Consider the following 14451-nt stretch of genomic DNA (forward strand, 5'->3'; position numbering starts at 1 on the left):
TCTTGGATGAAGCACTGACCAAGTTGTTGTTCGAAGCGGACGCCGGCATCGCCAAGCTGGTAAAAAAGTATGCGGTGTTTGATGCCGACGATCGGCTTCTCCACGGAGCAATCGCTCGTGACGATCTCGCGACTGCACTTGATCTGCTGGCACCGGGCGCGGCCCTGCGCGGGCCGAGAAGTTGATCCGTAAAGGCGTTCATCCACCCGACGGCGCACCCGAGTGCGGTCGCACCGCCAAGACTAAACATCGCCGCTGTGCGTTGCTCTCGTTGCGTCTCATGGTTGGAATCGCACTGGCCATGTGCAGCTCACCAGTAGCTCGCCGGCGGAGTTGGTCCAATTTATAAGCACCGCATGATGGGGCGAGGGCACGTCGGTCCGTGTGAACCCGGTGAGGACTGACGTGAAGTCACGCTTTGGAACAGTCGTGTCGACCGGAAGGGGCGCCAGGTTCACTCGCGGAATCTCCTCGATTCGTCCCTCAATCTGATCGGTGAGCTCAGCACGTGCGTAGCGTGGATGGAGGTCCGGGCGATGCTGGATCACCATGCCTGATATGCCGTACTGGCCCCGACGAACACGATCGGGGTTCCAGAGAGGGAGGCGGCCGACACCCGGTACGGCGAATGTGGCGTCGATGGCTGTCCCAATCTGATCGCCGTAGTCGAGGGCGGTGGTCGCGTCCATGTCGAGGAAATCGCCAAGGGCAAGCTTCGGGGTCAATTGAACGGCCTCGGCGGGCAGGCCCAACCCCTGGCTGTTGCGCAGGTCGATGAGCACCGGCTCGCGCCCATGACTGCTCCAACTGGAGAAGTCCCCAAGCATCTGGAACAGCGGGTTGATGTCGGGCAGATCGTCGTCGTTCACGTCCGCCTTGTTGCGTTCGATGCGAACCCGCACGCGCGTGTAACGCCAGGGTTCGTCCAGCACGACCAGCCGCAGCACGAAGCGGTCCTGCGGCTTCGGATCTGCGTCGAGATCCATGATCTCGGCGGCCAGCACCGAGCCGATGCCCTGCGGAGCTTGGTTCTTTAGCCGGTGCGCGGCGTCCGGTTTGCTGGGCGTGAAGTTCGCCACGACAACCGTGCTGTTGGCCTTCTGCGAAGCGCGCTTTTGGGATTCCACGACCGGCGGCGCTGGGACCAGCAGCCCGTCATCGGCAGACGTCGGGGCCAGCCAGTCCCGGAGCTGCGTCTCAAGCTTGTCGCGGGGAATCTTTGCAGGCTTCGGGATGACCCCGCTGGGATTGGCTGCCCGAAGGCGCTGGTATCCGAACCAGTCACCAAGCTCGCCTTTGACAGCGTACTTCCCAGGCGAGACAGGATCCTCGTCCACGAAGGGGCTGTCACCGATCTCCACCTCGATGCGGATGCGATCATTGTGGAATGGACCGTCGGAACCCGACGATTCCTCGTCACCTTCAAGCACGAAATAGTGCTCGGAGGCATAGCTCTCAAGATGCCACCAGCCGGGCGCCGATAGGCCGTTGGCGCGCGCGTCTGGCTGGACCAGCCCCGTCAGGGCTGGATTTCGGCGCTTTGCCTTAAGCCCTGCGCCGCCCGATCCGAAGGCCACTGTCGCCTTCTCCTGGAGGCGTGCGTTCAGAAAGTCGGTCAGTTGATCGTTCAGCGGCCGCATGGGCGTTCCAAGATTCACCGGCAGAGGCGCGGTCGGCGGTCCGCTGTCGGCGCTGGGCCTCTGCTTGATGGGCGTCGCCGGCCGACGTCGCGACGGCAGAAGGTAGAAGCGACGCGTGTTGGCGGACCCCACTTCGGTCCAGTTCGGATTCCAATGCACGATATCGGCCTCGATCTGGCGTGCTGGCGCTGCACCATCGTTGAAGCGGTTGTGCTGCTCGATCACGTCCTCGCCGCTGCGCGCCTGGGCATCGCCGCGCTGGCGCAATTTCGCTCCACCCGGCCCGAGCACAACGCCAGGGCCTCCGGCAGTCCAGTCCGGCCGCGGCGGGTCGAAAACGCTCTCGTCGATCTCGAACTCGTCATCATATCGGGCGTCGTCGAGGATATCGACAAGGTAGCGACCCGCGGAAGCGTTGTGGAACAGGGGGAAGAGAAACCGGTCGACATCGAAGCGTGACGGGTCGCCGGCGGTCTCGCCCGAGGCGGACGCCGGATGGATCTGCTTGCGCAACTGCAAGGAGTGGAGCCGCTGGGTCCAGGCATCGGGTTCGAAGATCGCCACTCCGAAGCCCTTGGTCGTGGCGAACAGCCCGGGGGTGGTGGCGAGGAGGCTCTTGAATTTCATCGACAGATCGCTGGCAAGTCCGGCCGACAAGCCCTTGACGTGGTCGAAGAGCGGGCTAGTCACCGATCCTGGATCGTCATTGTGCACATAGGTCACCAGCGCGGCCATGCGTGCGGCCACGTCGGGCAGAAAAGCTCGAACGGTGTTCCGCAGGCCAAAGGCGTCGGCGGGCGAAAGGTCCTCGACGTCGATGTTGTGCATAGGGGCGTCGGCGACGATGTCATTGAGGACATCGGACAGGAATTCAGTAAACTCCAGAGTCGTCTCGCCGTCGCCGATCTTGGGATGGGGTCTCAAGGGCCGGAATGCGTGAGGAACATAATAGAGGTCCAGCACGCGGGTAACGGCGGGACGGGTCGACGTGGGCGCCCACAGGAATGGCATGCTGGCGCCGAACAGTTTCTCAGCGCGGCGAGGATCGTCGATGGTCTCGGGGTCCGCCTGGGTCGGCGGTGCCGGTGTGAGTCGGAGCGGCGCGCGCGCCGCGGCGGCGGCACGGTTTGAGCGCAACCAGTCGAGGCGTTCGCGCAGGGGTGTTTTCGCACTGGCCGAGACGTATTTGCCCAGCTCTGTGGCAGCAGGATCGTGCAGATCGGCAAAGGTGTCGCCCTGCAGTTCTGGGTAGACGGTGACCTCGTCCTTGTCGACCGCCAGGCCGAACCCCGGTGTGGCCTGGGGCCGCATCGGATCGGCGATGCTCGCCGGTATGACCGCATCGGTCGGGCGCGTCAGACGAAGGCCGAGGCGCAGCACGTCGCTGTCGTCGGCCACAGTGCTCGCCGAACTCAGCCCGCTCCATCCAGCCGGGCAAGGTATCGTGATCGTCAGCCAGTGGTCGTCGGCGCCAGAGGCGAAGGCCCGGACCGCAGTTTCGAACTTGGCGAGCGGCTGGTCCAACAGATCGCGGATGATCTTGAATTGAGCAATCGCATCGGAGGCGACCAGCGCTCGCTTGTGTGTTCCCACCTTTGCCATGTTCGCGGTGAGGGCGCCGCTCTGCGACGGGACGCCCCCGCGTGGGCCATCGGCTTCATAGGCCCATCGTTGCAATACGAGCTCGGCGCTGCCGCGGTCCACGGCCATCATAAGGTCAGCCAGAGGCTCGTAGATGGAGCGTAGGGCAGTCGGCCGCGCCTCGCCATTGGCTGCCGGCGCCAGAACCTTCTCGAGATACTTGCGCACGAAGCCAAGCTCGAAGGCCGGAGGGGAGAGATTGAACTGCCAGCCCATCAGCGCAAGGTCGCGGCCATCGTCGCCCCGCAGTCCAGCCGTCGCGGGGCTCTGGATGTCGGTCGCGAGCGGCAGCAGCACTGGCGCGCCTGTCAACGGGAAGCGCTGCGTGTACTGATGTTCTACATATCCATCGAGCGTCCAAGGCAATTCTGGCGTCAGGTAGTTTATGAAGCGGAGCGACTCGCTGGCCAGGCGACTGGCCTCGCTGTCGCGCTCCTCGCCACGGGCGTCCTGCGTGAAGAGGTGCGACAGGAAGTAGCCGAAGAACCGCCCGCTCTGGGGAGGCGCCGCGACCTGCCAAGGCGGCGTGGCGGGCAGGTAGCCTGCGCAAGGCATCGGCACCGACGCATCGGGATAGGTCAGGAAGGTCACGACACGTCCGGAATCGCTCAGGCTCGGGGCGCGTGCGATGACCTCCGGATCGTTGCTGGAGAGCGCCAGCCTGAGCTTGTTGAAGTCGCTCAGTTGCGCGAGCACGGGGCGGTTTGCAGGCGCATTGAGCGGCGACGGTGTGTAGGCAAGCTCGAAACGATCGAGCACACGATCGGTCGAGGCGCTCCATCGGCTGGTAAACGCGCCTTGCAAGATGCAGACGGGGGCTCGTTCGGCGCCTCCGACCTTCAGGGGAGCCAGCCCCCCCAGGATCCGATTGAACAACGGGTTCATGACAGTTCCCATCGGCAACACGAGATCCACGCCGGCGCCCTGCTCAAGCAGGTCCTTTCCGCCTGGCGTCGGCGCGGAGAGCCGCTTCACCAGGTCGGACAGTTTAACCGCCGGCGACTGCCTGTCGACGATGATGGCACGCAGCGCGCCGTCCAAGGCCTTCCGTTCCAGCACCTGTCCGCCCAGGTCCCACGTTTCCACACCGTCAGGCCTGGTAACCGTCAGCCATAGCTGGCCGCCAGCCGCTGCTCGGTCGGTGCCCAGGGCCAGGAAGCGCGCCTCGATCTCTGTCTGTTCGTCTGGGTGCAGTTGGGTGGTGAGCACAAGCTCGAATAGTCCGGCGGAGCCGGGAAGGTTGGCCGGCATCTGGATCAGCCGTGCCGGCACCACCAGACGCTGGTCGCCGGCGCTCCCCGCCAGCGCTGGCCGCGCGAGCTCGCTGTTGCGAAGCCCGAGCCTGGGCCCGGTCGTTATCTGCAGCGTTTCTCCGGCCTCTGGGGCGCTCCAGCGCGGGTTGGGGTCGACGGCGTCGAGGAGTCCGGACGGGATAGCGTAAGGGACGCTGAGTCCGCTCGGGGCCCTCCCGGGTGTCGTTTCCGACATCTTGGGCGCGTAGACGAAGAAGCCCGACGGACGATCCGAATCCCGGCTGATAGTCGATGCTTGCGGTTGCGCCGCGGCGGCGTCGCTGGCCAGCGTGCGCACGGCGGGGATAGCTTCCAGCGAGCTAGCCTCCACGGCGAAAACCGCCGAGGCGGTGCTTAGATTGTCGCCCAGGGCGAAGGGGAGTTCCAGCACCTGGCCAAGCAGCGACTGGACGTTGGTTCCAAAGCATGCCCATCCGAGGGCTTCACCCCGGCCTGCATTGGGGTCCAGCACCATGAAGTTGCTCCGGTCGGTCACCGCCTGAGGCCACCTCAGGCGTTCGCCAAAGCCATAAAGCCTGCCGAGCGCATCCTTAAAGGCGGCGTCATCGACGCCGGTGATCTGCTTGCACAGGTCTTGCCAAATCTTCTGGTGGTATGACACGGCCCAGGGGGGACGGCTGACGTCTCCAAGGGCCAGCAGACGAACCGGCGCACCGCGCAATGATATTTTGTCGTGCAGGAAGCGAGGCGGCAGAACTGGACGCGGGTCGTCGAGCGGTGAAGGGTTCTGTATGGCGTATTCCCAGACCACAGCATAGATCGGCGGCCCGCCAGTGGTCTGCGGCCCTGAGAGGTACACCCCTATGGCGTCGTCGGTAAGCGGCGTCGGGGCGTCCGGCGTGCCCAGCAGCCCCTCGAGGCCGCGGATCACCTTGTACACGGCCTGCTCGGACGGCGTCAGGCTGTTGGCGTCGTCCCGATGCAGGTTGATGACCCGTGTCGCCAGAGCCGTGCTCCACGAAACGAGGTCGCGCTGGATGCTAGGAAGACGCGCGGCGTCGATTGTGAGCAGGTCCGCATAGGTCCTGACGGAAGGCGTCGCAAAGTTTGCCACCGCGAAGTCCGGCCAGTCCGAGACGGGCAAGAGCAGCGGGGAACTGGGGCCGCCAGTGGGCTGAGCCTGATCCGTTGGGATCGTCCAGGCGATCTGTTGGACAGCGCTGGCGCTGTCTGGTTTCCAGCTCAAGGACAGCGAGGTCATTGGCGGGAAGGGGACCGGAATGGCGGTGTCGGAGATTTTCTTGACCAGCGCCGGATCGAGCGCGTCAGTAACGAAGACGATCTTGTGGTTGGCGAGGTCCGGCCCTTGGAGCTTGAAATAATCTGGAAGGGGCAGAGGGTCGGTGTCGGCGTGCGTTGTCAGCGCACCCTGCAGCACCCCGAAGAGTTTTCCAGCCAGGTGGCTGTAGGTCTCGGCGTCAGGGACCGGCGTGGCCGTTCTGAAAGCGGCCGGACAGAATATGTTCAGTCCAACATAGAGGGTGCCCATGATCTCAGCTCAGCAGGAGTTGGCCGGAGACGCCCATCGAGACGCTCCCGGAAACAGAGAAGGTCCAGCTGCAGAAGCCGCAGCCGACCTGGACGGAGGCAGAATAGGCCGCTCCAAGGGTGGCGCTGTAGCTCAATGCGCAGGGACCGCCAGTGATGTAGTGGATCGTGCAGGCGACTGAGGCTTGAACGGAGACCCTGAAGCGAGCCGACAGGATCCAGACATCGATCCCGCCTTCGCCATAGGCCATTATCCCGATGACCCCGGTGATCTCGATGCTGTAGATCGACGATCGCAGGAGCGCGAATGGATCGGCGCCCACAGCGGGACCCTGCAAGGTGATCCGGCCTTCGACGATCGCGAACACACCAATGCCCGCCCGGACCCAGGCAACTGAGTTGCCGGCGCCAAAGTAGTAGCCGAAGTAGAAGCCCATGCCGACGCCAATGGTCAGCCGCTTGTCGCCGTTTACGACAGATGTCTTCTTTTCGATGTAGAACCCAAATTTTGCCTCGTAGCACCCAACCGGGACGCTGAAAGCTCGGAACCAGTCATAGCCAATGCTGGTCCGCCAGGGGAAGCCGACGTCAATCAGGAAGTCCCAGTTGAAGCCCCATTCAAGCGCGAACTCGCCCGACTTAAGCATCCCCAGCATGTTGAACGCGGGGATCATCAGGTTGGTGCGGAAGCGATCCTCCGCGCGGGTCGGACCCGGGATATAGGCGAGTTCCAGACTCTCCTGCTTGAAGACAGATTCCACCCAGGGAGCCCAGAGGCGGATCCCGTAGTAATGCTGGTCGTGCATGACAAAGGAGCAGCGGGTGAACAGTTCACCCAGCTTGAAACTCATTCCGAAGAGCCAGCTTTCGCGGTCGAGCAGTTCAACATCCCGGAACACCAAGGGATCGGTGGGGTTCGGATGTGGATCCATCAGGCCCGACAGCATCCCCTCGGGATCGTTGGCGCCAGGGTTCTCCTCCAAGAGATGATTCAGGGCAGAGACCGGCAGCGCAACATTGTGTGCAATCAGCAGCCAGTAAAGCTTGAAGAAGCCGCCGCCACCGCCATGGGTTTTGGAGTCATAGTAGGCGACGAGCCCCTTCCGCAGGTTCTGCTGATCCGACGCCTTCGGATCGCGCGTCGGGTGCAGCATCAGCAAGTCGAGCTTGCTCCCAGCCGGCGTCGGCGACCAGTTGAAGATCCGAAGCTTCAGGTCTTCGGCCAGAATTGCACCGGCGTTGGGGTTGGGCGGCAAGCGACGTGTGTTCGCCTTTACGAGATAGGCAGGCGAGATAAGGAGCCTCGCAATGTCGATCCGCAGGACGCCAAAGATGTTCAACGACACATCACGGCCGTCGAGGCCTCGGATGCCGAGATATGCGGCATCCGCGCGACCGCCCGCGATCCGCGCTGCAAGCGCCATGTTGAAGCTGAGACCACGGGCGTCCACGAGGCCGAAGCTGGGTGATTTGCCGAAGTCGACGTGGAAATCCATGTAGGCGAGGTAGACATTCGCCTGGCCCGTCGCATTGAAGTTGCTCAGCCAGACATACCGGCTCTTGAAGGCCTCGAGCGCTTCGTCTTCGTTGCCGCGGATATAGCCCAGCCCGGTGGGGACAAGCTCCACACCGAAGAAGTTGACGGCGCGGGGCTTTGGCAAGGCGAAGCTGAGCGCCGGCAGGTCGAAGGCGAGGTTGCGTCGATCTCCAACTTCGATCTTGTAGCCAGAGAGGGTTGGGAGCTGAATCCGGAAGTCCTGCAAGGTGAGGCGCAGGTCGGAAGCAGACAGGTCGATCGGGAGGCCCGCAAGATCTTTCGGCAACTGCAACTGAAGTTCGCCATCAATGTCGATACTGGTCGAGCCCTTGCGCCTCGCCACACGAAGTCGGCTCAGTTCGAACTGCTTGATGAAGGCGAGGTCGACCTCGATCGGGAATGACTGCGGGAAGAACGCGGAGAAAGTGAGGTCCTTCGGCCCGTCCGGTTTGCCGGCAGGCGCCTGAAGGCCGCCATGGATGACGAGCTTTTGGAAATCCTCCCTCTTTCGCCCCCACACGTCCTTAGGATAGACCTCGACCTCAATGTCCGCCGCTGCAAGCTGGGTCTGTCGAATCCGGACGTCGAACTTGGTCAAGGCAAGCTGGACGTCCCGGATCAGTCCAGGGTCCTTCGGCAGGTCCTTGCCGTTCGGATTCTTCTTGAAGATATGCGCCCACACATCCAGATGCGGAGGCTTGTCGACAGCGACCTGGGGCCGGCGGCCACCGATGGCGATGTAGTTGGCAGTGATGTGGTCAAACCCGACCAGGTCCCTCAACAGCAAGTCGCGGCTGATATCTGCGACCGGTCGCACCAAGAGGACGCCGACCCAGGCAGGATCCCTAAGGTCCGGGTCCAAATCGTCGATGAAGGCTTCGATGATGGCGTCGGCATCGAGTAGCGGGTCCTGGGACTCGCGATAGGGCTCGACACCGAGCGGATCAGGCCGTTCCGGACCGCCGTAGCCATGCACGACGTCCCGCAAGATATCCGGCAGGCTGCGCTTGCGCGACAGTTTGACCAGGATCGTGGTCTCATCATCCAGGAAACAGGTCCAGAATTTGTCGGTGAAGGCGCAGAGATCGAAGCATTGCTGCCAGAGCGCATCGACGAGCTTTTCGTTGACGGCACGGGCAACCGGGAAGCGGTGGGTGCGAAGGATGAATTCTGGCGGGTCCGCCGAGACATCGGACAGCCGCCGAAGTGGCGGATCGAGGAAGGCGTTAAGCGCCGCGAGCAGTCGTTCAGCATCCTCCTGAGAAGCTGGGTCGAGCAGACGGGCATAGACGTCATGCGTCAGGCGCGGGCCATAATGGGAGCGGATTGCCGCGATGGTCGCATCGGCCGAGCCCTCGTAGAGTTGGCAAAGAATGCCCCAGGTTTCATCGACACCCTGGATGACGCCCTGCAGCATTCCTTCCGCCGGCGTGTCGAGCGCTGCTAGCAGGGCGGTCACGCTGGCGACATCGAACAGCTTTTTCAGAAGGCCAGCGTCGCAGCCCAATCGTGCGATACGGCGCATCAAGTCGTAGTTGGCGGGGCTCCAGACATGCTCGAAGAGGAGCCCCAGTTCAGAAGACGGCGTGGTCCAGTCGTCCGCCAGTTCCTCCGGGGGCAGGGCCGCGAGGTAGTCCGCTATGGCCTCGGCTTCGTCGGGCGTGGGAGCGATGTCGGTGGCGTTGTCGCTTGTCCTCAGATAGGCGATCGCGGCTTCGAGCATCTTTAGCGCGACATCGTCGTCCAACGTCGCCGCGCGTGGCGGAATGCCGATTCGATCGCGCAAGGCGCCGACGTCCGCATCAGCGGCGAGCGCGCGCCATCTCTGTTCGAATTTGCGGAACATGTCGTAGCCTGCCGCATAGGCTTGGTCTGAGGCATCGCTGAGCTTCTTGACGGCACTGGAAACCGTCCCCTCTTCACCGCCAAAGACCAGATGGGACAGGTCGGGCGAGGCCGCGAGCAACGCGTGGATGGCCTGTGCGCCCTGCAGGTCTGGGCCGACCCGCCCGGTCGCAGCGACGTCAGCTACAGTTGGAACGCGCTCAAGTAGCCGCTGAAAGGCTTGGGATGGGGCAGGCGCCAAGCGGGCGCCATCGACGTGTCGCAGCTCGCCGATCTGCGGCTTGAAGAGCCCCTGCAAGGCCTGGTCCGCAGCTGTGAGGCGCGCGCCGGCCAGTGCAACGATCGGGCCGTCGCTGAGCGATTGGCCCTTATCGTTGATCCGGTCCGGCCCCGCCAGGTTCGCGAGTGCGAATGCGGTGTCGATGGTGGGGAGCGAGAACGCCCCGCCGCCAGGAGCCCCTGTCAGACGATAGCTGCCCACCGAAGACGGGCTAGCCGTCAGGGAGCCGCGCGCCGGTTCGGGCCGCACATCGCGTTCCTCTCGCAGCGCCCGTATGGCCCATTGTCCGGCCTCGCCGAATTCCAGGAAAGTGTGGTGAAACCGTCTTTGGCCACTGATCACCTCTGGCTCAAGCTTAAGGACGACATCGTCCTGCCCCGCCATTGCCGTCGCGTGCGCCCACTCCAAGCGGACGCCCCGCGACAATCCGTTGAGTTCGCGCGGCATGCCAGCCACTGTGAGCGGGACGACACCGTTGCGGATGAACCAAGGCTTGGAGAGGCTGTTTTTAGCGACGCCGTCGTCGCAGAAGGTCGCGTAAAGCGCCCTTGGGTCGAGCGCCCGGAGCCGGCCGGACGCACGCAGCGGGGACCCGTCTAGCGAGCCGACGAGATTTGCCTGATTGGTGGAAATCCATTTGTCGGCGGTCGTGGCCTGGTAAACAGTGTCCAGGGTGCCGAAGCGCGAGGTGATGGGCAGCGCAGCAAGAGGTGCGAACGCGATGGGATAGCCGTGCTCGTCCTGATACCGGAGCAACAGCAGTACGGGATCGGCCGCCACCGCCGCAGAGCGCTCCCAGGTCATGGCGCCTTGGGCGGCGCCTTGCCCAGCGATCCTCAGCCGTCCGTTCGCCAGCACGTGCTGGAAGAGGAACTGGTTGCCTTTGTTGCCGACAGCGGCGGTGTCAAGGAGGTCGGCATGGACGAAAAGGGCGCCGGACTCTGGCCTTGCGCTGAGGTCGAAACCGGCGCTGTCGATGGCAAGGCCGTCGATCGTGAGTAACTGACGAGGCTCGAAGGCCGGGCGGGGCGGTGCCAGCTGATAGGTAAAGCTGTCGTACCAGCGCAGTTTCGGTCCAGCGGCCTGCAGCGGCCGATGCAGGGCCGTCGGCTGGCGCAGGTTGATCTCGACGACGACTGCCCGCGTCGAGCCAAGGTCGACCCTGACGCCCTGGGCAAGTCGCGCCTGTAACCAGTCGAAGGCTGTTGCGTTGCGATCGACGACCTGCAGGCCGAGGATCGGATCGGCGGAGGTCGACAGGGTCGGCGAGGAGAGATTTCGGGACGTGCCGTCCGGGAGATGCAACGCAGCGACCACGGTGGCTCGCGAGGCAGCGCCGAAGGTGACAGCGTTTCCCGTGATCGCCACGGCGCCACGCCAGAGGAGGTCGAGGTCAATGTCCTGGACCCTTCCCTGGATCTTTAATTCCAGCGTCTTGGCCGCCGAGGCGAGCCTGTAGGCGCCGGTGACATTGACCCCACCGAGGCTGTTGAAGTTGTGCGCGCCGTCAACCAGTTGGAGCTGCGCGCCGAAGATAGAGAGGACGGGCATGGGTGGCGGTTCCCGCTCTAGGGGGTGCAGATGCGGCGCTGGCTCTCCGTGAGCTGCACCACAGCGTTGGGGCGGCCAGCCTGCTGCTCCTTGCCCCACAGGACGGTCGCGACGTCAGACGGGGAGAGGAGGGCGAGGCTTTCATATGTCAGTGTCTCATAAGGTCCCCGGCGGTCGTCGACGGTCAGACCTCGGCGTCCGGGTTCGGTCGCGACCACCTTGAATCGGGCGGTCGAGCCTGCTGGCATGATGCGCAGGAGGCGCAACGGTTCGGTCCGCAGCGCCACCTCTGCCATGTGGCCCGGGCAGACACGGGAGGCGTTCCAGTCCGCCAGACTCCAGCGACCCTCATCGAGTTCGGTCTGCCTCATCTCGACGCCATGGCGCTCGACACGGGCGACGGCGATCGCGACTGCGGCCTGGGATTGGTAGAAGACATCGCCCTGGAGGTTGGTGGCTTTCTGACCAATCGCATCGAGGGGCTGAGCCAGCGCCCCGATCTGACGCGGCTCGCGCGTGGGCGCGTTCTTGCTGTCCATGCAGGTTGACACGAGATAGGTGCTCGACAGAACGCTGCCTGTTCCCGCCGCCGACCGCAAGGCGGGACAGAATCTCGTCATGTCAACCTGGAGCTGGGAGGGCTTGGTTCCATCTTCCTTGCGAAGGACGAGCGCTCGTGAATCGACAAGCGCATTCCACAGCTCAATGCGGTGCTTCTGCAGTTCAGCCTGGGTCGCGGCGTCGATCGGCGGGGCGATGGAATCCGTCGCCAACACGCCCATCACGAGGTTCGCCTCATCCGCCGTAAGTTCTCCCTGCGCGTGCCGGATCGGCAATCGGATGTGCTCGGAAAAGGGCGGGTAGAAATTCGTTATGGCGTCGCTGTCGGGTACCGGACTGCCCTTCAGGAATGTCACAATGTGGACGACGTCACCGGGCTTGAGGGCAAAGTTGTCCTGCTGCCGATTTATGCCCGGGTCGTTCTCAGGGACGACGTAGCGCTCGGAGAGCCGCGGGACGGCGCATCCCTGCAAGGCGAGGGCTGCCACCAAGGTCGCCGCGAAGACTGGCGTCAGGCACCTCATGATCTCGCCTCTTGGCGCCGGCCGGCGCGGGCTCTTGGGGGCGATGTGGCGCGGCTGCGAGCCAGCGAGACCGGTCCAGGATCAGGGAACGGGATGCCATCCGTGTGGAGCGCGAAAGTCCGGTCCAATCTCAACAGCGGCAGCTTGCTCGCCTTTGGCGCCGTCGGGTCGCGCAGGGCGTTCACCACCCCCAATGACTTCGACAAAACCTCAGCGTATTTGCCCGCCAGGCTCGTGGTCCGGCCATTGAGGAAGGCGGAGGCAAGCTTTTCCTCCTCCTTGCGGGTCCAGGTACTGACGTCTTTGCCGGCGAGTCCGGCGGCGTCCACGAGCCGCGCCGGGGCGGCTCCTGCATGTCCACCCGTCGTGATGTGCGCCGGCCGGAACACGTGCCAGCGCATCAGCATGGCCACGGTCCGCTCGCTCTTGAACACGTCCTTCAGGGTCTTCGCCCCTGGTGGCGCCCCGGCGCCGAAGGGGGTCGCGAGGACATCACGAATACGTTGGCGGGCGAACGGCCAGACCGATCCTTGGAGACCTGGCGAGCTTCTGAGCGCGTACTGGACCCGGTAGAAGCTGTGCCAGGTGCGAAGCCAGTTGCGCCCGTCGAGCGATGGCGTGGCGAGCGAGCCAGCGGCGTCGACGAACCCGATTTCAGCGCGGTAGGTGCGGTCGCTTTTGTTGAAGAGCTTTGGCGACCAGGCCTCGCGTGGACCCAGACCGAAGCCGAGGAACAGGTCACGGAACTCAGCTGCCGAACGCGTGGCGAAGTAGGCGAGGAACGCACCAAGCTCCGAGGGGCCGACGTCTCCCGCGGGAAACGCCGTGTAATGATAGGGACCTGCCGAAAGAACCGAGGTGTCCCAGGCGTTAATCCCGTCGAAGACGGCCGCCTCTACCTGAGCCAGCGCCTTGATCACTCGGAAGGTGGATTGCTTTTCCGGCGTCAGGGCCGACCAGGCCTGGCCCACGACGTGATCGGCATCGAACGGCGTCAGCGACTGCGCGACCGTGCTCTGCGAGCCCCAGATAAAGGTCGCCGGCGCCTTTTTCTTATGCTTCACCACCCGAGAGACCGCGGTGCCCACGGGCACCTTCCAAGGCTTGCCCTTATCATTGAGGTCCTGGCGATCCGTAAAGTCGACGGCGAAAACCCGCGGCTTTTTGTCGGTCAATTCGTCATGGAAGATGAAGCCCTGGCTGACGATCGTCTTCCACGGGTCCGCGGGATCACTCGGAGAGATCGCCTGGAAGATGACAGGTGCGCGCAGCTGGTTCTGTCGCCATGCCAGGATCGCAGCGCGGGTGACGGCATCCGCGTCGCCGCTCGGATAGATCGTCGCGGGTAGGCCGGCTGCCGCACTGATCTGGCGAATCTGGACCTGCCGAAGGCGGTTGGCGTCGATAGCTCCACCCGCCTGGGAGTCTTGCGCACCATACTGGCCGCGCGCTGCGATCTGAAACTCGCGCACAAGCATGCGCTGCCGCTCTTCACGCTGACCACCCGGCGTCCCCGCAGGTAGGCGGTACCAGATCTCGTCCAGCTGATCTTGCAGTCCTTGTTCAAAAGCCAAGCACCGCCCCCATCAAAGCTGGCCAGCCTACAATCTCATCTACGCATGTCCTAATGAATACATCAAGCCATAATTGAAGCGAGCGGCTGGAGGCTATCGAGCAGAGAACGCCCGCTGAAGTTGTTTCATTTGAAACGCTCTCTCTAGCTTTTATTTTTTGACGCAGCCGGTAGCTTGTTGGATTCTGCCAGCAAGTCCATCATGGCATGCGATAAAAGAATCCGGTCGATTGATGTCGATAGTCAGCCAAGGTAATGGATTTTGTGGACGGAGAGATATCCCTCGAAAATAAAAAAAACCGTGCGCAGCTGATGGACGCTCTTGCAAAAAATCCATCCTATTGGGCCCGATAGTTGGTGACCTTTAGGGTTTAGGAGCCTGTGGCGTATGTCTCAAGATTTTCGCGGGAGCCGACTGCTCGCGCTTCGAGGCGTGGGCAACGGCTGGTACCGACAGCGAGCCCCATTCCGCTGAACAGCGCGTAGGCGGGCAAGTCG

The 14451-nt window shown here is 63.6% G+C and carries 5 protein-coding genes; 1 reads left to right on the forward strand and 4 read right to left on the reverse strand.

Annotation, left to right across the window (positions count from 1 at the left end):
- Positions 1 to 2 precede the first annotated feature (2 nt).
- Complete coding sequence (locus NKI69_RS24765; protein ID WP_352722719.1) at positions 3 to 185, forward strand: hypothetical protein; 183 nt, start codon at positions 3 to 5, stop codon at positions 183 to 185.
- Between the two features lie 93 nt (positions 186 to 278).
- Here the strand turns inward: NKI69_RS24765 and NKI69_RS24770 are convergent, their stop codons facing one another.
- The 4 genes from NKI69_RS24770 to NKI69_RS24785 are packed head-to-tail and all read right to left on the reverse strand — an operon-like array spanning position 279 to position 13954.
- Entirely contained in the window at positions 279 to 6083 is a 5805-nt protein-coding gene (locus NKI69_RS24770) for a hypothetical protein (RefSeq protein WP_352722720.1), read from the reverse strand.
- Between the two features lie 4 nt (positions 6084 to 6087).
- Entirely contained in the window at positions 6088 to 11295 is a 5208-nt protein-coding gene (locus tag NKI69_RS24775) for a hypothetical protein (RefSeq protein ID WP_352722721.1), read from the reverse strand.
- A gap of 17 nt (positions 11296 to 11312) precedes the next feature.
- Positions 11313 to 12344 carry a hypothetical protein gene (locus tag NKI69_RS24780; RefSeq protein WP_352722722.1) on the reverse strand — a complete coding sequence of 344 codons (1032 nt, stop codon included), beginning with the start codon at positions 12342 to 12344 and terminating at the stop codon, positions 11313 to 11315.
- Positions 12345 to 12376: 32 nt separating this feature from the next.
- Complete coding sequence (locus NKI69_RS24785; RefSeq protein WP_352722723.1) at positions 12377 to 13954, reverse strand: hypothetical protein; 1578 nt, start codon at positions 13952 to 13954, stop codon at positions 12377 to 12379.
- Between the last annotated feature and the right edge of the window lie 497 nt (positions 13955 to 14451).

This window comes from Mesorhizobium sp. M0491 (assembly GCF_040321265.1).
In the GTDB taxonomy this organism is placed as follows: domain Bacteria; phylum Pseudomonadota; class Alphaproteobacteria; order Rhizobiales; family Rhizobiaceae; genus Mesorhizobium.